The organism is Corallococcus silvisoli (genome assembly GCF_009909145.1).
GTDB lineage: Bacteria > Myxococcota > Myxococcia > Myxococcales > Myxococcaceae > Corallococcus > Corallococcus silvisoli.
In genome coordinates this window covers 157,879-175,942 of record NZ_JAAAPJ010000015.1, presented here as the reverse complement: position 1 = coordinate 175,942, position 18,064 = coordinate 157,879, and the positions used below count along the sequence as shown (strand labels likewise).

Sequence of the window (18,064 nt, the reverse complement as noted above, 5' to 3'; positions counted from 1 at the left end):
CAGCGCCAGGACGACGGACGTCAGGCTTTTCCCCATGAAGGAAAAGCCTAACACCCACGCTCAGGGCAACGGCCCCTCCACCAATCGCAACACATCCGCCAGCACCCCCGCCGCCGTCACCGCCGCGCCCGCGCCGTAACCCCGAATCACCAGCGGCGTGGGGCTGTAGCGCTCCGACAAGAAGCTGAGCGCGTTCTCGCCCCCCTTCACCGCCGCCAGCGGATGCTCCAGCGGCACCGGCACCAATCCCACGCTCACGCCCTCCGGGCCCACGCTGCCCACGTAGCGCAACACCTTGCCCTCCTTCCGGTGCGCATCCACCCGCCGCTGGAAGAGGTCATCCGCCTGCGGCAGCCGCGCCAGGAACTCCGGCAGCGGCCCCTTCGCGTCGAACTCCTCCGGCAGCAGCGACGCCAGCGCCACCTCCTCCAACTCCAGCGTGCGCCCCAGCTCGCGCGCGAGGATGAGCACCTTGCGCGCCACGTCCGTGCCCTCCAGGTCGTCGCGCGGATCCGGCTCCGTGAAGCCCTTCTCCATCGCCGTGCCCACCGCCTTCGACAGCGGCACCCCCGCCTCCGTCAGCCCCAGGATGAACGACAGCGAACCCGACAGGATGCCCTCCACCCGGTGCACCGTGTCGCCCGTGCGCAGCAGGTTCTTCAACGTGTCGATGACCGGCAGCCCCGCCCCCACGTTCGTCTCGTAGAGGAACCGCCGCTGGTGCCGCGCCGCCGTCTCCCGCAGCGTCCGCCAGTGCTCCTGCCGCCCCGCGTTGGCCTTCTTGTTCGCCGTCACCACGTGCAGCCCGGAGGCCATCAGCGCCGGATACCCCAGCGCCACGTCCTCGCTGCTCGTGCAGTCCACGAAGATGGGCCGGCCCGGCCGCCGCGCCTTCGCCCACGCGCGGAACGTCTCCAGCGTGAAGCCAGACTCGCTCGCCTCCAGCCGCGCCTTCCACCCCTCCAGCGCCACGCCCTCCGGCGCCACCAAGCTGTGTCTGCTGTTGGCGATGGCGCACACCCTCAAATCCAACCCATGCGCCTTCAGCTTCGGCGCCTGCTGGTGGATCTGCCTCAGCAGCTCCCCACCCACCGTGCCCACGCCCGCCACCAGCAGCTCCACCACCTCCGTGGTGCCAAAGCACTTGCGGTGCACGTGCGCCATCGCGCGCGGCCCGTCCTCGCGTGCAATCACCGCGGAGATGCTCCGCTCACTGGAGCCCTGCGCGATGGCCGCGATGCTGCAATCCACGTCCCCCAGCGCGCTGAAGAACGTCCCCGCCATGCCCACGCGGTGCCGCATCCCGTCCCCCACGATGCTCAACACCGCGAACCCCGGCTGGTGCTCGATGGGGTCCACCTTCCCCGCCTCGCGCTCCGCCTCGAACGCGTCCTCCAGGGCCAGCACCGCCTTCGCGGCCTCCGCCTCCCCCACGCAGAAGCTGATGGAGGACTCGCTGGAGCCCTGGGTGATCAACACCACGGAGATGGACGCTCGCGCCATCGCCTCGAACACCCGCGCCGCCGTGCCCGGCACGCCCTTCAACCCCGCCCCCGCGATGTTGATGAGCGCGATGTCCGGCAGGAATGACAGCCCGCGCACCGGGTGCCGCGCCGACGGCGCCGTGGCCGTCACCCGCGTGCCCGGGTGCTCCGGCCGGAAGCTGTTGCACACGCGCACCGGGATGCCCCGCTCGCGCGCGGGGGCGATCGTCTTCGGATGCAGCACCTTCGCGCCGAAGTAGGCCAGCTCCATCGCCTCCTCGAAGCTCACCTCCTCCAGCGCGAACGCCTCCGGCACCAGCCGCGGGTCCGCGCTGAAGATGCCGTCCACGTCCGTCCAGATCTCCAGCAGCCGCGCATCCAGCGCCGCCGCCGCCAGCGCCGCCGAGTAGTCCGACCCCCCACGCCCCAGCGACATCGTCTTGCCGCGCACATCCCCACCGAAGAAGCCCGGCATCAACAACAGCCCCGGGCCTCCGTCGCGCAACGGCGCGAACCGCTCGCGGATCTCCTCCACCCGAGGCGTCGCCTGGAGCGGATCCCCCACGCACACCAGCACCTGCCGCGGATCCACGCTCACGGGCGAGAGCCCCCGGGCCTCCATCAGCGCCGCGAGCAGCAGGCACGACGCCCGCTCCCCCAGGCCCGACAGGTGCGCCAGCACCGACGGCGAGCACTCCCGCAAGAGCCCCACGCCCTGCAACAGCCCGCGCAGCTCCACCCCCAGCGCCACCAGCCCCTCCGCCAGCGGCCGCGCCTGCGCGGGCTTCAGGTCCCCGCTCAACGCCTTCGCGATGGCGGAGTGCGTGGCGTCGAACCGGGCGCAGGCGTCCTGCACCGGCTCGCCCTCCTGCGCCACCCGCGCCGCCTCCACCAGCAGGTTGGTGATGCCAGACACCGCGGAGGCCACCACCGCCACCCGCTCCGTCTTTCGCGCCTCCTCCACCAGCGCCACCACCCCGCGCATCCGGTCCGCATCTGCGACACTGGTGCCACCGAATTTCATCACGCGCATGACACGGCCTCCTCGCGGAACAGCGGGGCACGGCGGCTGCGGTGGTTCAGCGGAAGCGGCGTCGTCATACGGGGTCCTTGGGAGGTTTCAGCGGACACGGGGTGGGGCAACGCAAAAGCCCCGCGCTCGGGAGGAGCGCGGGGCCGGGTTCGGAAGGGGGGACCTGGGAAGGTCCGCTTCGAAGTCAGGCGGTCCGCGCTCCGCGAGGAGTCAGGCCGGTGCGAGTGCGAGTGTGAGTCAGGCCGGCCTGGAGACGCGCGCCCACGGAGGATGTCGTCCCCTCGTGCCGCTGGCTGTTCCCGCTGCGTCCGACCATGGAGCCCCATCCTAACCGCTTTGGCGGCTCCAGGTCAGGAGGCAGCCAGTCGGGCCCCCGCCCCCAGGCGTCCACCGTGGTGCGGAGGGCCGGGGCTGCCGACATTGACCAGAGGTGAGCAGTCCCACCACCCAGGAGAGCCACCCATGGCCACCCGCAAGAAGAGCGACACCGCCCACAAGCCCGGCTTCGCCAAGGACCGCGTGGAGCGGGGACTGGAGGCGGACGACACCAAGCCCCTGTACGCGGACAACGCCAAGCACTCCACCGAGGAGCAGAAGTTCGCCTTCGACAGCGACGCCCCGGTGGGTGGGCCCCGGAACAACCCCCAGAGCGTGATGGACGACATCGACGACGAGGAGCGCGAGGAGCGCGGCCGCCTCAAGGCCGAGGCCCGCGAGGAGGACACGGAGCCCACCCGGGAATGAAAAAAGCCGGGGCCCCGACACCCGCGTCGGGACCCCGGCCGGACATCACGAAGAGAAGCGGGCCGCTACTTGGACGCGGGGGCCGCTTCCGGGTCCACCAGGGTCAGCTTGCCCAGGTTGAGCGGCGTCACCTGCTCCTGGATGACCAGCGGGTCGCCCACGAGCACCACCTGCATGTTCGCGGGGTCCAGGTAGGCCTCCGCCACGCGCTGCACCTCCGCGGCGCTGGCGTCCCGCAGGCCCTCCACGCTGCGCTTGAACTCGTCCATGGGGCGGCGGTGGAAGTAGAGCTGCGCGGCGCTGCTGCCCAGGCCCTCCACCGTCTCGAAGGCGCCCGGGAAGGCGCGGATGAGGCCCTCGCGCGCGGCCGCCAGCTCCTTCTCCGTGATGGGGTTCGTCTTGATGCCGGCCAGCTCCTTGATGAACTCGTTGAGCGCGGGGCCCGTCACGTCGCGCCGCACGGCCGCGTACGCGGTGAGCGGACCCACGCCCAGGCGCGTGCCCAGGTGCGCGTTGGCGCCGTAGCTGTAGCCCTTGTCCTCGCGGATGTTCATGTTCAGCCGGCTGCCGAAGAAGCCGCCGAACACCGTGGTGGCCAGCTCCAGCGGGTACTCGTCCGCGTGGCCCGCAGCGAGGCCGGGACGGCCCACCAGCACCACCGTCTGCTCCAGGCCCGGCTTGGGCACGATGCGCACCTGCTGGCGCGGGGGCACGGGCGGCGTGGGCGGCGGCTTGGGCGCGACGGCCCCACCCTTCCACCCGCCAAAGTACTTCTTCGCCCACTCCACCGCCTGCGGCAGCGTCACGTCGCCGGTCATGATGAGCGCGGCGGCGCGGGGGCCGGTGTTCTTCAGGTAGAAGTTCTTCGCGTCCGCCAGCGTGAGCGACTCCACCGTCTTCGGCGTGCCCCCGGACGTGTGGCCGTAGGGGTGGTCCGCGCCGAAGACCGCCTGGTAGTAGGCCTGCTGCGCGAGGAAGTTCGGGTCGCCCATGCGGCGCACCAGCTCACCCAGCTGCTGCTTCTTGCGCCGCTCGAAGGCCTTGGCGTCGAAGGTGGGCCGCAGCACCACGTCCGACAGGAGCGACATCGCGGCGTCCACGTTGCGCGTCAGCACGCGCGCGCCCACGAAGGCGCCGTCGGGATCCACCGACATCGCGGGCGAGACGCCCAGGTCCGCGAACGCGTTGTCCAGCGCCACGGTGTCGCGCTTGCCCGCGCCCTCCAGCAGCATGCGGTAGGACAGGTCCGCGATGCCCAGCTTCGCGGGGGGCTCCTGCGACACGCCCGCGGCGAAGGCGATGCCCACGAACACCAGCGGCAGCTCCTTGCGCGTGCTGACGATGACGGTGAGCCCGTTGTCCAGCTGCGCCTTCTCGAACGTGGGCAGCACCAGCTCCGGCGGCTTGCCGGGCGTGGGCGGCGTGGCGCGGAACGCCTCGGCGTCCTGCGCGGGGGCCGGGGCCTGCTGCGCCGGCGCTTCGCTGGGAGGGGCTTCCGCGGGCTTGGTGGTGGCGCAGCCGGAGACGGTCAGCGCGAGGAGGGCGGTGAGGATTCGGCGGTGCATGGTCAACGGGCCTCCTTGCCCGAACCGGAAGACTGAGGCGCGGCCTTGCTGGACGGCACCGCGTGGAGGGTGACGCGCGCGTCGGGACGCAGCACGTCGTTGGCGAACTGCTTCACCTTCGCGGGCGTGACTTCCTGGTAGCGCGCCAGGTCCTGCGCGACGTAGCTGGGCTCGCCCACGAACTGGTTGTAGGTCTGGAGCGTGTCGGACTTGCTGCCGGAGCCGCCCACGGCCTGCAGGCCCGCCAGCTGGCGCGTGTCATAGCGGGTGCGCGCGCGGACGATCTCCTCCTCCGTGATGCCGTCCTTGCGGACCTCGTCCAGCACCGCGTCGATCTCCTTCTTCAGCGTGTCGGTGGAGACGCCGGGCCGGGCCACCGCTTCGATGGAGAAGACGGACTGCGCGCCCTGGCTCTGCTGCGTGGCGTCCACGCTCTGCGCCAGCTGCTTGTCCAGCACCAGGCGGCGGTACAGGCGGCTCGCGCGGCCGGTGCCCAGCGCCGTGGCGAGCACGTCCGCCGTCGCGTCCCCCGGCGTCAGGTACGGGGCGGTGAGCCAGGACATCGAGAGCAGCGGCAGCGTGGCCACCTTCTCGTCGTGGCGGATGACCACCTCCTCGGTGTGCTTCACGGGCGCCACGTCGGGGCGCTTGGGCTTGGGGCCGGAGGGCAGCGTGGCGAAGTACTTCTCCACCAGGGCCTTGGCCTTAGCGGGGTCGAAGTCGCCCACGATGGCGAGCGTCGCGTTGGCGGGCGCGTACCAGGTGCGGAAGAACGACTTCACGTCGTCCACGGTGGCCGCGTCCAGGTCCTTCATGGACCCGATGACGTTCCCCGAGTACGGGTGCGGAGGCGGGAACAGCGCCTGCCACGCCTTCTCCTGGGCTTCACCGTAGGGGGCGGTCTCCACGCTCTGGCGGCGCTCGTTCTTGACCACCTCCTTCTGGGTCTGGAGCTTCTTCTCCGTGAGGGCGTCCAGCAGGAAGCCCATGCGGTCGCTCTCCAGCCAGAGGGCGGTCTCCAGCAGGTTGCTGGGCACGGTCTCGTAGTAGTTGGTGCGGTCGAAGCTGGTGGTGCCGTTGAGGTCGCTGGCCCCGGCCTGCTCCAGGAGGCCGATGTGCACGTCGTCCGGCACGTGCTTGGAGCCCTGGAACATCATGTGCTCGAAGAGGTGCGCGAAGCCGGTGCGGCCCGGCTGCTCGTCAAAGGCACCCACGTGGTACCAGACATTGACGGCCACCACGGGCAGCTTGCGGTCCACGGAGAGGATGACCTCCAGGCCGTTGGGCAGCGTGTACTTCTCATACGGGATGGCCAGGTTTTCGCGGCCAGGCTCCAGGGGCTTCGCCTCGGGAGTCTGCGCGAACGCCGGAAGCCCCATGAACAGGGCCGCGGCGGCGAGGGCCTTCAATCGGGACAAGATTCCTCCACGGTTCAGGACAGGACCTGCGCGCTTAGCACGCGCCCCGGGGCCTGTAATCCCGAAGGCGGCCCTGTGTGGGGTGTTGCTCGCCGTGCGACACTGCGGCCATGAGCCTGGAGGTTCCCGTTTCCGCGGCGGTCCCCTGCGTCGCCCACCCGGAAGTGCTCGCGGGCGGCACCTGTTCCCGGTGCGGCGGTTTCATGTGCGCGGCGTGCTCCACGGCCGTGCTGGGCCTGGAGGGCCAGCGGTTCTGCGCGGCCTGCGCGGCGCGTCCGGACGTGAACTACCTGGAGGCCCTGCGCCAGCGCTTCTGGGGCCGGCGCGACGGGTGGACGTGGACGGTGGGGTTCGTCACGCTGCTGCTCTGCGTGGGGGCCATCGCCTGCTTCGTGGCGTGGGGGCTGGGGCCCACGTGGCACACGCTGCTCGCGGTCCTGATGCTCGCGGCGGCGCCGGTGGGCGTGGCCTTCTTCCTGGGCAGGCCCTGGGCGCGGCACGCCCTGTTGCTGCCGCCGCTGGTGATGGCGTGGGTCATGTGGACCCAGGTGAGTCAACCGCTCTGGTTCCTGTTGCTGTGCGCCAGCCCCGGGATGCTCGTCGCGTGGGGCATCCACCGGGACGTGCGCAACCAGCTCTTCTTCCAGCGCCCCGTGACCGCCAAGGCGCTGAGGGTGTTGTGGGACCGGCGCCTCAACAACCCCCTCGCGCGTCAGGCATTGCGGCTCGGTGTCAACGCGGTGCTGATGCCCCTGCTCGCGCCGTTCGCGGTGATTTTCGGCGCGGTGGCGCTGACGCGCGTGGACCTGAAGGCTTCCCCACCCATCGACCGCCGGGGGTATGCGATTGGCGGCATGCTCCTGGGAATCGTCATCCTGTCCGCCTGGGGTTACGTCCTGAGGGCCCCGCTGAGGGACATCGCGCGCTGGTTGATGTCCCGTGAGGGTTGAACGGAGCGGTCAGGGTGTCTGTGAATAAAGAGGGAGCTCCCGGCCGGGCGCCTTGATGTGAGCTCCCTGGAGAGCCCCTGGAGCCGTGGCCTGCCCGGAGCCTGGGGACATGGACAGACATTCCCGTCCCCGGCGCCTGTCAGCAGGCGGTGTGGTGCCCACGCTGAAGGGGAACCGCAGCCGGAGAGACGCCATGGCAACGGAACGTGTGAGCGACGCGATGACCCCGGACGTGGAGACCGTCCGTCCGGTGGATTCCCTGAAGGTCGCCGCGGAGAAGATGCGCGCCCTGGACGTGGGCTCCCTGCCGGTCTGCGACGGCGACGAGCTGGTGGGCATGCTCACCGACCGGGACATCGTGATCCGCGCGGTGTCCCAGGGGCTGGACGTGGAGAGGACCCAGGTGGCCCAGGCGATGACGCGCGGGGTGGAGTACGTCTACGACGACGATGACCTCACCCAGGTGGCCCAGAAGATGCGGGCTTCGAAGATCCGCCGCCTGCTGGTGCTCAACCGGGACAAGCGGCTGGTGGGCATCGTCGCCCTGGGGGACATCGCGGAGGAGCTGGACGAGCAGGAGAGCGGCAGGACGCTCGGGGCCGTGTCCGCCATCTCGGAGCCGGCCCCCGCGAACTGAAAGGCTCACATCCCGCCGAGCTTCGTCTCCAGCTCCGACAGGTCGCGGTGCACGGCCGCGTCCGTCTCCCGCAGGCCCTCCACCTTGCGCACGGCGGAGATGACGGTGGAGTGGTCCTTGTTGAAGCGCGAGGCGATCTCCGGGAAGGAGCTCTTCGTCAGCTTGCGGCTCAGGTACATGGCCACCTGGCGCGCGTGCGCCAGCGCCTTGTGGCGCCGGTCCTCCTTCAGCGCGTCCACGGTCACCTTGTAGAAGCGGGCCACCTCCCGCTGGATGGCCTCCACGTCCACGGTGCGCTGCGCGGGCAGGATGTCGCGCAGCACCTGGGCCGCGAACTCCTCCGTCACCGGCTGCCGCGTCAGGCTGTGCATGGCGGACAGCTTCACGAGCGCGCCTTCCAGCTCGCGCACGTTCTTCTGCACATGCCGGGCGATGAAGTGCGCCACGGGGTCCGGCAGGTTCAGGCCCTCCTGCTCCGCCTTCTTCTGGAGGATGGCGACGCGCGTCTCGTAGGTGGGCTCGCGGATGTCCGCCATCAGGCCCATGGCGAAGCGGCTTCGCAGCCGGTCCTCCATGCCGGGGACCTCCGCGGGCACCATGTCGCTGGTGAGCACGATGGCCTTGTTGAGGCCGAAGAGCGTCTCGAAGGTGTAGAAGAACTCCTTCTGCGTCTCCTCGCGCTTGCCCAGGAACTGGATGTCGTCGATGAGCAGCACGTCGCACTCTTCCCGGAACTTCCGGCGGAAGTCCGTCATGCGGTGTTCGCGCACGCTCTCCACGTACTCGTTGGTGAACTGCTCGCTGGAGAGATAGACGATGCGCTGGGTGGGGTCCTTCTCCCAGATGTGATTGCCCACCGCCTGGAGCAGGTGCGTCTTGCCCAGGCCGGTGCCGCCGTAGATGTAGAGCGGGTTGTAGTTGTGGCCCGGTCGGTGGGCCACGGCCTGCGCCGCCGCGGCGGGGAGCTGGTTGCTGTCCGCGACCACGTACGTGTCGAAGGTGAAGCGCGGGTTGAGCCGCGCCGGCCGCAGGGAGTTCACCTTCACGGTGGGCGTGGGCGGCAGGTCCGACGTCGGCGGAGGACCGACGACGACCTCATAGGCGACGCGGCCCAGGGAAGGCTCCAGCCGGGCCAGGTGCGTCTCCAGCATGGACCGGTAGTGGTCATCCACCCAGTCGCGGAAGAAGCGGTCGGGCACGCCCAGGACGAGGGCGTTCTCACGCACCTCCATGGGGCGCATCCGCTCCAGCCAGGTCAGCGCGTAGTGGAGCCCCTCCTGTCGGATGGCTTCCAGCGTGCGGGTCCAGATGACTCCGGCACTGGGCAGCGACGGCATGGGGGCTTGGGCGAGGGCGTTCACACGAAGGCTCGGGGACGGCGCGGATCAGGAGAACCAGCGGGCGTCTGGCGGTGCTAACAGACGGTATCGGGCTGATCAAGGAACCGGCCTGTAGCACCGGAGTTCCAAGGGGTTGGCGGTGCGCGGATGATCTCCCGGCGGATCCGCGCGCGATGTCCGGGCGTGGATCCGGATCGCCTCTGCTGAGAGAGGCGTTCCGGGGGTTCGCGGGAGGTGGGTGGCGTCGCCACCTGAACGGATCCCCGGTGGAGGTCGGGACGTCGGGTGCTGGACGGTGGGCGGAGCGCTTCTGGAGGATCCGCGCCGCGTGTCCGAGGTCAGGGACTGTTCCCCGCCCCGTCCCCGGGGGATGCCCAGGGATGCCCGCAGGACCTTGTTCGCGACGACGACGGCGGAAGGACGGACGTTCCTGCTCCGCCGAAGCGGCGCACCGGGAGAGGCCCCGGTCCACGACCTCTTCCTGTACCAGGACTCCCTGTCGCCCACGCCGAAGGCGCTGCCGCTCCCGGAAGACCTTCCCGAGCGCTTCGCTTCGGAAGCGGAGGTCCTACATGACGGGACGGAGCGCATCCACGCGCTCTACTGGAACAACCCCATGGCCGTTCCTTGCCCCGTCCCCCCTTTTCCTACATGATCGGCCGCGTCCACCGGCGCAGGGCTGTAGGGCCGGCGAAGTGATCCTTGATTGACTTGTCCAGGAAATAGGGTTACGGACGCCCCCTTTCCACTGTACGGGTCGCGCCGGGTGTTCCAGGCGCCACCTTCAGCTCTCAGGAGTCGTTGTGTCCAAGCGCACGTACCAGCCGTCGAAGATCCGGCGCAACCGCGCCCACGGGTTCCGTAAGCGGAACGCCACCAAGTCCGGCCGGGATGTCCTCAAGCGCCGCCGCGCGAAGGGCCGTAAGCGCCTGGTGGTGTCGTCGTTCAAGAAGTAACTGGACGCACGGACGATGGCCGAGGGAGCGGCGCCGCGGGTGCCTCAGGCAACCGACGAGCGCTTCCCCAAGGCCTTTCGCCTGCTCCAGCGGCGTGAGTTCCTCGAAGTCCAGGAGGGCGGTCAGAAGATTCCGTCCGACTGCCTCCTGGCCCTCGTTCAACGCAATTCCCGGGCGCACTCCCGCGTAGGACTCACCGTCTCCAGCAAGGTGGGCAACGCGGTGGTGCGCGCGCGCCTGCGCAGGCTGCTTCGCGAGCTGTTCCGCAAGCGCCGCGGGCAATGGCCCCCCGGTCTCGACGTAGTCCTGGTCGTTCGCTCCTCGGCGAAGGGAGCCTCCTTCGCGCAAGTTTCCCGTGCGTTCGACGGCGTCACCCGTAAGCTGCAACGGCTCTTTTCGGCACCACCGGTGCCACCCAAAGAGTCCGCCCCATGAGTCCACTCGCCTTCGTCATCGCCCTGCCCATCCGCTTCTACCGGCGGTTCCTGGGGCCGCTGCTGCCGAAGGCGTGTCGGTTCCATCCCTCGTGCTCCACCTACGCCATGCAGGCGCTGGAGAAGCACGGCGGCTTGAAGGGCAGCGCCCTCACTGTCTGGCGCCTGATGCGCTGCCAGCCATTCCACCCCGGTGGATTCGATCCCGTCCCCTGACGGTTCGCCTCCGCCCGCCCTCCGGCCCTCCTCCGCCGGTACAGGGAAATCCATGACGAACGACCCGCTGTCGCCCCAGTCCAACGATTCACAGAAGCGGCTGCTCCTGGCGCTCGCCCTCTCCTTCGCGGCCACCGCCGCCTACACCTTCTTCTTCGCTCCGAAGACGCCGCCGCCGGGCGCCGAGGGCGCGGACGCCGGTGTGGAGATGGCCGCCACCCTGGATGCCGGTACCCCGGGCATGGCCGCCGTGCCGCCACCGGGCCTGGGCGAGGACGCGGGCACCCACGCGCCCTCCACGGAGGCCCCCCCGCCCCCCGTGCGCACCGCGGACTTCGCCCGGCCGGAGGTCAAGTACACCTTCTCCTCCGAGGGCGCCGGCCTCACCTCCGCCGTGCTCCAGGGCACGAAGATGCGCGAGCAGCAGTCGCTCACCGTCAAGGAGGGCTTCGAGAAGCTCTTCGGCAAGGACATCCCGCCGCCGCCGCAGATGAACGTGGCGCACCCGGTGCCCGGCCAGCCCCTGCCGCTCGCGGTGACGATTGAAGGGGGCGCGCCGCTGGCGGCGAACACCCGCTACGCCGTGCAGGAGGGCCCCTCGGACAACGGCGGCAGCGTCGCGTTCACCGGCCGCCAGGGCCCGTGGGAGGTGACCAAGACGGTCCTGTGGCCGCGCGAGGGCTTCGAGTTCACCTACACCCTCCAGGTGCGCAACACCTCCAGCCAGCCGCAGTCGGGCGAGCTCAAGGTGCACTACGGCCGCGCCATCGACCCGGAGTTCGAGCACGCGCCGTCCTTCTTCGGCGGCGTGGGCAACCTGAGCCGCTCCGCGTGCTGGGTGGACGACAAGCTCCACAAGCTGTCCCCGGGAGACAAGCCGCCGGAGGAGACGCGCGGCCAGATTGCCTTCTTCGGCATCGACCAGCAGTACTTCCTCTCCGCGCTCTACCCGCTGGACGGCCCCATCGCCGGCCACTGCACGCTCGTCGCCTCGCCCACCGCGCGCGAGGTGTCCGCGGGCTTCCCGCTCAACGTGGCCCCCGGCCAGGTGGCGACGTTCCGCTTCGGCGGCTACCTGGGCCCCAAGGATCCGGACCTGCTGCGCCCGGTGCCGGGCCCCGAGCTGCGCAACGTCGCCGGCCTGACCGCCGCGCCGTTCCACCCGCTGCTGGAGGACACGGTCGACTTCGGCATCTGGGCGGTGGTCTGCAAGCTGCTGCTCACCATCATGAAGTTCTTCCACGGCATCGTGGGGAACTGGGGCGTGGCCATCATCCTGCTCACCGTGGTGGTGAAGCTGGCGCTGCTGCCGCTCACCTACCGCTCCATGGTCAGCATGGAGGCGGTGAAGGTGCTGCAGCCGAAGATGGATGAGATCCGCAAGAAGTTCGCGGAGGACAAAGAGCGCCAGAACGTGGAGATCATGAAGCTGTACCAGGAGGCGAAGGTGAACCCCCTGGGCGGCTGCCTGCCCCTGCTCATCCAGATGCCGGTGTGGATCGCGCTCTTCACGTCGCTGCGCAACAGCTTCGAAATCTACGGCGAGCCGTTCGTCGGGCCCATCTGGCGGGACCTCACCTACAAGGACCCCACGTACCTGCTGCCCCTGGCGCTGGGCGTGTCGATGATCATCACGCAGAAGATGCAGCCGCAGATGATGGACGCGGCGCAGGCGCGGATGATGACCTGGGTGATGCCCGTCATCTTCACCTTCACGCTGCTCCAGTACCCCGCGGGCCTGTCGCTCTACATCTTCACCAACAACGTGCTCTCCATTGGCCAGCAGTACGGCCTGCGCAAGTGGCTGGACCGCAAGAAGAACCAGACGGGCGGCGGGACGCCGGCGGTGGTGTCCGCCGGGGGAGGCAAACGCAAGTGAGCGGGACTCAGGGCGTGGTGGGCGGGGGGGACTTCCGCCCTCGGGTGGAGCGGCTGTTGGGGGACATCCTCGGGCTGATGGGCTTCCCTGCACGGCTGGACCTGCAGGACGCCTCCGACGGCAGCCTGTCCGTGGCGCTCCACTTCGAGTCCGGCGCCCCTCAGGGCGTGGAGCCGGGCAAGCGCAGCCAGGTCCTGGATTCGCTCCAGTTCCTGCTCAACAAGATGCTCCACCGCCCTGGCGTCGAGCGCCGCTGGGTGATGCTGGGCGCGGGCGCGCACCCGGAGCCCCGGCCGCGCCGTGACGCCGGGCAGCCGGCCCCTGTCGCCGCGCCGACGGCCGCCGTGGCGCAGGTGGCGGCGGCCGCGCCCGCGCAGCCTGCTCGGGCCGCCGCGCCGGCTCCCGTGGCGCAGCCGCAGCCGAACGCTCGCGGTGGCCAGCGCGGGGGACAGCCCGTCGCGAAGGCCGCGCCGGCGCCGGCGAAGGGCGCGGAGGCGGACGAGCGCTCCGTGCAGGTCGAAGAGGATCCGGTGCTGCGGGAGGCCGTCCGCCGGCTCGCGGAGAAGTCCGCCAGCCTGGGGCGCTTCTACGCGTTCGCCGCGATGAAGACAGAGGACCGCACACGCGTCCTGAAGGCGGTAGAAGGAGTGGAAGGCGTGAAGGTGGCGGCCGAAGGTGAAGGCCGCAACCGACGCGTGGTGTTCACCCCGGCGAAGCCCGCCCCGATGCCCAAGCGGAGCCTGCTGCCGGACGACGACGAGGACGACGTCGACGCCTGAGCGGGTGCCCCAAGGGGCCCGCTCGGAGCCGCCGGCGGGCGCCTGGGACGAGAGGAGCGAATGGGTAAGGCGAAGGGTTTGAAAGACAAGCTGTATGGCGCGGCGGTGCTGAAGATGAGCTTCCGTCTGCGTGGGGACGAGGAGTCCCCGGCCTTCCGCTTCGTCTATCCGGGCGTGCTGCGCGACCTGCAGGTCGACGACGCCGAGGTCGAGAAGTACATCAACGAGCACCGCGACGACGTGGAGCGCGCCGCCCGGGGTTCCACCCCGCCGCAGGGGCCCCGCTAGTCGTGGCCGCCGGGCCGGTCCGTCCGAAGGGCGAGGGCGGGCCGCTCCATCCGGTGTGAACGCATCCCGGGTGGGGATGCGTGCCTTTCTTCGTGAGGGGGCAGCGGTCTGGAGGGCTCCCTTCGCGCGCTGCCATCCCCTGCCCCGCCGCCATGACGCCTGACTCCGCCACCATCGTCGCGCTCGCCACCGCTCCCGCCTCGGGGGCGGTGGGCATCCTCCGGGTGTCCGGCCCGGCCGCGCTGGAGGTAGGGCGTGCGCTCGCGCCCGGTGTTCCCCTGGCGCCCACGCCGCGCCATGCGTACCTGGCGGCGTTCGTGGACGCGGCGGGCGGTGTGCTGGATGAGGGCCTGTTCCTCTACTTCCGGGCGCCCCAGTCCTTCACCGGCGAGGACGTGGTGGAGCTCCAGGCGCATGGCAGCCCGCGCCTCTTGCGGTTGTTGCTCGCGAGGGCGCTGGAGGATCCCCGGGTCCGCCCGGCGCTCCCCGGCGAGTTCACCCGCCGCGCGTTCCTCCATGGCCGCATCGACCTGACCCGCGCGGAGGCGGTCGCGGATCTGGTGGCCGCGGACTCGGAGGCGGCGGTGCGCGCCGCCGCGGCCGGGCTGTCCGGGGCCCTGGCGGAGCGGATCCGCGCGCTGGAGGAGCCGCTGCGCGAACTCCACGCGGACCTGGAGGGCGTCCTCAACTTCCCGGACGAGGCGGAGGACGCGGACGCGGACGCGGGCCCTCGCGTCGCCGCGCTGCGCGCCGTGGCGGTGTCCCTGCGCGCGGAGGTGGGGCGCGGAAGGCTGGTGCGCCAGGGCGCTCGCGTGGCGCTGTACGGTCCAGTGAACGCGGGCAAGTCCACGCTGTTCAACCGGCTGGTGGGCGAGGCCCGGGCGCTCGTGGACGCCGAGCCCGGCACCACGAGGGATGCCCTGGAGGCCCGCGTCGAGTGGGACGGGCTGGGCGTCACGCTCTACGACACCGCTGGTTTGAGAGAGGCCGCCGGTCGCGTGGAGGCCCTGGGCATCGCGCGCACGAGGGAGCTGCTCGCGGCCGTGGACCTGGCGGTGCTCGTGCTGCCGCCGGATGCGTCGCGCGAGGAGGCCGCGTCGTGGATGCGTGAAGCGGGATCCACGGCCGTGCTCGTTGTCGTCGGCAAGTGCGATGTCGTGCCGGAGCTGCTGACGCAGCCCGTGCACTCCGCTGTCGAGCCTGAGTCGCCGACGCAGCCCGCGCATTCCTCTGTCGCGTCCGAGTCGCTGTCGCAGCCCATGCGCTCCGGAGTCGAATCCAGGTCACCGAAGCAACCCATGCACTCCGCGGTCGCGCCCGAGCCCCTGACCTCACTGGGGCAGCGCGATGTCGCGAGGGAGCCTCCGAAGAGCGTCCCCACGGTGCCCGGAGGCGCGGCCTCCGTGCCCCAGACTTCGCTCGTTGAAGCGGACAGCGCCACGGCCATGCCGCGCGTCAGCGGCCTCACGGGAGCGGGCGTGGACGCGCTCCGGACCTCCGTGCTCTCTCGATTGTGGGGCGGTGGCACGCCCTCCGCGGTGGCCCTCGTCTCCGAACGGCACGCGGATGCCCTGCGTCGCACCGCCGAGGCGCTGGACCGCGCGGAGGAGGCCTCGCGCATGTCCACCCTGGAGGTGCTCTCCGGCGAGGTCGGACTCGCGCTGGAGGCCCTGGGCGAAGTGTCCGGAACGAGCGTTTCCGAAGCCCTCCTGGACACCCTTTTCCAGCGTTTTTGCATCGGAAAGTAGCCCCGGGCGGGCAGCGGTCCGCATGTCAGACCCCTCCCTAGAATGCCTCGCGTTCACCGGCGCTCCCCGAGGGTTCATGACGGCACTCCAGCAGCTTCAACCCACCTCCCACCCGCTGCTGTCGGCACTGCCGACAGGCTGGGTCGGGGAAATCCTCGATGGCGAGCTGGTGGCCTCGCCCCGCCCTTCCGTCGCGCCTGCTCGCGCGGCCTTCATGATGGGCGTGGAGCTGGGAGAGCGGCTGGACCCGCGCCGGGGTGGCAACGGCCGCTGGTGCTTCCTGCGCGCGCCAGAGCTGCACCTGGGCGGTGATGTCCTCGTACCGGACCTGGCCGCGTGGCGCCGGGAACGCGTGGCCGCCCCGCCGGAGCCCGGCGCCGCCTTCTTCACCCTCGTGCCGGATTGGATCTGCGAGGTGCTCACCCCCGCGACCACCGCGTTGGACCGGGCGCGCAAGCTGCCCCTGTACGCACGCGCTGGCGTCTCCCACGTGTGGCTCGTGGACCCCGTCGCGCGCACGCTGGAGGTCTACCAGCGCCTCAAGCGCGGCTGGCTCCTCACGGCGAGCCACGAGGACGACGCCCTGGTGCGCGCCGAGCCCTTCCCCTCCATCCACCTGGACCTGGGAGCGCTGTGGCTCCCCGACGGGGTGGAGGAGATGCCCCGGCTCGTCGCGTTGCCGTGAGGCCGTCAGCTCGCGTGCTTGAGGCGCGCTTCCTCGGAGGCGCGCGACAGCCGCCGCACCGCGCGCAGCAGCAGGTCCGGATCCACCGGCGCCGCCACGAAACCCCGGGCGTGCACCGCCTGCGCCCGATGCAGGTCTCGCTCCGGTGTCTTGCCCGCGACCAACACCTGCGCGCGCAGCCGCTGGGCCAGCACCTCCATCGCGGGCAGCGGGGCCACCACCACCTGCGACTCGCTGGCGGTGCACACGTCCCCGGTGCTCGCCACCTTCACCGTGAAGCCCGCGTCGCCCAGCACCCGCACCAGCCCGGCGGCCGCGTCCGCGCCCCAGCCGTACACCAGCACTTGCTCGCGCACCGTCACGCGCGGCTCGGGCACCGGCGTCCGCTCGGGCTCCAGGGGCGCCAGCATGGGCAGGCCCGGGACGTCCCGCGCTTCCGTCGGAGCCTCCATGGCCGTCAGCTCCGCCAGGGACGTGCCCACCACCAGGGGCAGCGTTTCGTCCCACTCCGGCAGCGAGAAGCCCTCCATCCCGGGACGGCGCTGAGGTGTCGCCGGCTCGCCCCGGTACAGCCGCCCGATGGCCCGCTCCAGCGCCGCGTCCGTGGCCAGCCTCGGCACCACCCGCGCCTTGCCGGACACGCTCTTCACCACGTCCAGCGTCGCCAGGCTCGCCGGCGCGGCCAGGGCCACCACCAGCACCGTGTCGCGAGGCCCCTGCCCTTCCAGCCGCAGCGGGACCACCCGGTTCGCCTCCGCCACCCGGCGCGGAATCAACCGCGCGAGCGACGCGTCCAGCGGCTGGGTGTCCAGGTCCACCGCCTCCACTCCGGACTGGGCCGCCAGCGCGGACAACACCGCCTCCGCCGTGCAGAAGCGTTGATCCACCACCACCTGCCCCAGCGCCACGCCCCACTTGCGCTGGTACGCCAGCGCCGACTGCAACTGCAACGCATCCACCACACCCCGCGCGAGCAGGATGTCCCCCAGACGCTTCTTCATCGCACGCTCTCCTCCGGCCCCCCTCGGTGCTTCGGCCGGGACGACCTGCCCATCACACCCTCCCCCTCTACGTCAGGAAGGTGTAAAATTACAGCGAAAGCGCATCCAGGCTGGCGGCGGCGATATCCGATTTCCCAACTGGGCTGGGAAATCCGGTACCCTTTCCCGTGGAGCCACCCGGGGCTTCGCTGTCCTTCAACGGACCCCGCTCCAATCCTTGAGGGGGGGACGACGAGGCGGACGTTCACAGGTGGACCCAAGGGTGGCCGGATGTCGCAGACGTTCCTAGCCTGTAAGCATGGCTGATGCGTGCCTGAGAGAATTCGTGCGGATGCTCCGCGCACGCCGTGGGTCCCCCGGGGGGCTCGTGGGCGTGGACGCCGCCCTGGCGGGGCTGCGGGTGGCTCCGTCCAGCCTCAGGCCCTACCTGCACTTCCTGCCGGGCCGCTACACGCGCAACCTCGTCCACCGCGACGAGGGGTTGGAGATCATCGTCAACTGCTGGTCCGCGGGCGTGGCCTCGCCCATCCACGACCATGACGGCCAGGAGTGCTGGTTCAGCATCCAGCGCGGCGAATTCCTCCTGGAGAACTACCCGCTGTTGGAGGGCGGGACGGAGCCCGGCAGGGCGAGGCTGGGGCCGCCCTCGCGCGTGGGCCCGGTGGGCGCGGGGCACGTGGACTTCCGTGACCCCAGCGCGTCCATCCACCGGGTGAGCGTCTCCGGCGCCGCCCCGGGCGTGACGCTGCACGTCTACACGGGCCCGGTCGCGAACTGCCTCGTCTTCGACCCGCGCCGCCACCGCTGCGCGTCACACACCCTGCGCTACCACAGCGTCTTCGGGCGGCTGGTGCGGCCCAACGAAGGCCGCGCGCCGCTCCCCGTGCACCTCTGACGCGGGGCGGTC

Annotated in this window: 17 protein-coding genes; 12 read left to right on the top strand and 5 right to left on the bottom strand. The window is 70.9% G+C overall.

Features of this window, described 5'->3' with window-relative positions; translation table 11 throughout:
• Positions 1 to 60: 60 nt before the first annotated feature.
• On the bottom strand, positions 61 to 2,517 hold the full coding sequence (thrA, locus tag GTY96_RS28170) for a bifunctional aspartate kinase/homoserine dehydrogenase I (protein WP_161666334.1): 2,457 nt from the start codon (positions 2,515 to 2,517) through the stop codon (positions 61 to 63).
• A 462-nt stretch (positions 2,518 to 2,979) separates the two neighbouring features.
• On the opposite strand from thrA, the gene GTY96_RS28165 reads away from it, so the two are divergent.
• Positions 2,980 to 3,261, top strand: a complete 282-nt coding sequence (locus GTY96_RS28165; protein ID WP_143907521.1) for a hypothetical protein — start codon at positions 2,980 to 2,982, stop codon at positions 3,259 to 3,261.
• Between the two features lie 65 nt (positions 3,262 to 3,326).
• Here GTY96_RS28165 and GTY96_RS28160 read toward each other — a convergent pair whose 3' ends face one another.
• Both GTY96_RS28160 and GTY96_RS28155 read right to left on the bottom strand, forming a co-directional pair.
• Entirely contained in the window at positions 3,327 to 4,826 is a 1,500-nt protein-coding gene (locus tag GTY96_RS28160; protein WP_161666333.1) for a M16 family metallopeptidase, read from the bottom strand.
• A gap of 2 nt (positions 4,827 to 4,828) precedes the next feature.
• Positions 4,829 to 6,235, bottom strand: a complete 1,407-nt coding sequence (locus tag GTY96_RS28155; RefSeq protein WP_143907796.1) for a M16 family metallopeptidase — start codon at positions 6,233 to 6,235, stop codon at positions 4,829 to 4,831.
• A 119-nt stretch (positions 6,236 to 6,354) separates the two neighbouring features.
• Between GTY96_RS28155 and GTY96_RS28150 the strand changes: the two genes are divergently transcribed.
• Both GTY96_RS28150 and GTY96_RS28145 read left to right on the top strand, forming a co-directional pair.
• Positions 6,355 to 7,194, top strand: a complete 840-nt coding sequence (locus GTY96_RS28150) for a hypothetical protein (protein ID WP_161666332.1) — start codon at positions 6,355 to 6,357, stop codon at positions 7,192 to 7,194.
• 193 nt (positions 7,195 to 7,387) lie between these two features.
• Entirely contained in the window at positions 7,388 to 7,831 is a 444-nt protein-coding gene (locus tag GTY96_RS28145) for a CBS domain-containing protein (protein WP_143907526.1), read from the top strand.
• A gap of 5 nt (positions 7,832 to 7,836) precedes the next feature.
• Here GTY96_RS28145 and dnaA read toward each other — a convergent pair whose 3' ends face one another.
• Entirely contained in the window at positions 7,837 to 9,192 is a 1,356-nt protein-coding gene (dnaA, locus tag GTY96_RS28140) for a chromosomal replication initiator protein DnaA (protein WP_143907528.1), read from the bottom strand.
• Positions 9,193 to 9,974: 782 nt separating this feature from the next.
• On the opposite strand from dnaA, the gene rpmH reads away from it, so the two are divergent.
• The 8 genes from rpmH (at position 9,975) to GTY96_RS28100 (ending at position 16,156) form a co-directional block, all read left to right on the top strand.
• The gene (gene rpmH / locus GTY96_RS28135) at positions 9,975 to 10,127 is read left to right on the top strand and encodes a 50S ribosomal protein L34 (protein WP_014400872.1); all 153 of its coding nucleotides are present in this window, start codon (positions 9,975 to 9,977) and stop codon (positions 10,125 to 10,127) included.
• A 15-nt stretch (positions 10,128 to 10,142) separates the two neighbouring features.
• Positions 10,143 to 10,562, top strand: coding sequence for a ribonuclease P protein component (gene rnpA / locus GTY96_RS28130; protein ID WP_143907530.1), 420 nt, complete (start codon positions 10,143 to 10,145; stop codon positions 10,560 to 10,562).
• Complete coding sequence (gene yidD, locus GTY96_RS28125; RefSeq protein WP_143907532.1) at positions 10,559 to 10,777, top strand: membrane protein insertion efficiency factor YidD; 219 nt, start codon at positions 10,559 to 10,561, stop codon at positions 10,775 to 10,777. The genes rnpA and yidD overlap by 4 nt, the downstream gene beginning before the upstream one ends.
• A 52-nt stretch (positions 10,778 to 10,829) precedes the next feature.
• Positions 10,830 to 12,656: a membrane protein insertase YidC gene (yidC, locus tag GTY96_RS28120; protein WP_143907534.1), complete on the top strand. Its 1,827-nt coding sequence runs from the start codon at positions 10,830 to 10,832 to the stop codon at positions 12,654 to 12,656.
• Positions 12,653 to 13,435 (top strand): hypothetical protein, encoded by a 783-nt coding sequence (locus tag GTY96_RS28115; protein ID WP_143907536.1) that lies wholly within the window; start codon positions 12,653 to 12,655, stop codon positions 13,433 to 13,435. The genes yidC and GTY96_RS28115 overlap by 4 nt, the downstream gene beginning before the upstream one ends.
• A 60-nt stretch (positions 13,436 to 13,495) precedes the next feature.
• Positions 13,496 to 13,723, top strand: a complete 228-nt coding sequence (locus tag GTY96_RS28110; protein ID WP_143907538.1) for a hypothetical protein — start codon at positions 13,496 to 13,498, stop codon at positions 13,721 to 13,723.
• A gap of 152 nt (positions 13,724 to 13,875) precedes the next feature.
• Positions 13,876 to 15,471 carry a tRNA modification GTPase gene (locus GTY96_RS28105; RefSeq protein WP_143907540.1) on the top strand — a complete coding sequence of 532 codons (1,596 nt, stop codon included), beginning with the start codon at positions 13,876 to 13,878 and terminating at the stop codon, positions 15,469 to 15,471.
• Between the two features lie 76 nt (positions 15,472 to 15,547).
• On the top strand, positions 15,548 to 16,156 hold the full coding sequence (locus GTY96_RS28100; protein ID WP_143907542.1) for a Uma2 family endonuclease: 609 nt from the start codon (positions 15,548 to 15,550) through the stop codon (positions 16,154 to 16,156).
• Between the two features lie 5 nt (positions 16,157 to 16,161).
• Here GTY96_RS28100 and GTY96_RS28095 read toward each other — a convergent pair whose 3' ends face one another.
• Positions 16,162 to 17,157 (bottom strand): GspE/PulE/PilB domain-containing protein, encoded by a 996-nt coding sequence (locus tag GTY96_RS28095; protein WP_143907544.1) that lies wholly within the window; start codon positions 17,155 to 17,157, stop codon positions 16,162 to 16,164.
• Positions 17,158 to 17,488: 331 nt separating this feature from the next.
• Between GTY96_RS28095 and GTY96_RS28090 the strand changes: the two genes are divergently transcribed.
• Positions 17,489 to 18,052, top strand: a complete 564-nt coding sequence (locus GTY96_RS28090) for a cysteine dioxygenase (RefSeq protein WP_235685917.1) — start codon at positions 17,489 to 17,491, stop codon at positions 18,050 to 18,052.
• Positions 18,053 to 18,064 lie beyond the last annotated feature (12 nt).

Bases quoted from the DNA above. Each gene is read 5' to 3' on its own strand.
- thrA (WP_161666334.1), bottom strand. From the start codon at position 2,517: ATGCGCGTGATGAAATTCGGTGGCACCAGTGTCGCAGATGCGGACCGG.
- GTY96_RS28165 (WP_143907521.1), top strand. From the start codon at position 2,980: ATGGCCACCCGCAAGAAGAGCGACACCGCCCACAAGCCCGGCTTCGCC.
- GTY96_RS28160 (WP_161666333.1), bottom strand. From the start codon at position 4,826: ATGCACCGCCGAATCCTCACCGCCCTCCTCGCGCTGACCGTCTCCGGC.
- GTY96_RS28150 (WP_161666332.1), top strand. From the start codon at position 6,355: ATGAGCCTGGAGGTTCCCGTTTCCGCGGCGGTCCCCTGCGTCGCCCAC.
- GTY96_RS28145 (WP_143907526.1), top strand. From the start codon at position 7,388: ATGGCAACGGAACGTGTGAGCGACGCGATGACCCCGGACGTGGAGACC.
- rnpA (WP_143907530.1), top strand. From the start codon at position 10,143: ATGGCCGAGGGAGCGGCGCCGCGGGTGCCTCAGGCAACCGACGAGCGC.
- yidD (WP_143907532.1), top strand. From the start codon at position 10,559: ATGAGTCCACTCGCCTTCGTCATCGCCCTGCCCATCCGCTTCTACCGG.
- yidC (WP_143907534.1), top strand. From the start codon at position 10,830: ATGACGAACGACCCGCTGTCGCCCCAGTCCAACGATTCACAGAAGCGG.
- GTY96_RS28110 (WP_143907538.1), top strand. From the start codon at position 13,496: ATGGGTAAGGCGAAGGGTTTGAAAGACAAGCTGTATGGCGCGGCGGTG.
- GTY96_RS28105 (WP_143907540.1), top strand. From the start codon at position 13,876: ATGACGCCTGACTCCGCCACCATCGTCGCGCTCGCCACCGCTCCCGCC.
- GTY96_RS28100 (WP_143907542.1), top strand. From the start codon at position 15,548: ATGACGGCACTCCAGCAGCTTCAACCCACCTCCCACCCGCTGCTGTCG.
- GTY96_RS28095 (WP_143907544.1), bottom strand. From the start codon at position 17,157: ATGAAGAAGCGTCTGGGGGACATCCTGCTCGCGCGGGGTGTGGTGGAT.
- GTY96_RS28090 (WP_235685917.1), top strand. From the start codon at position 17,489: ATGCTCCGCGCACGCCGTGGGTCCCCCGGGGGGCTCGTGGGCGTGGAC.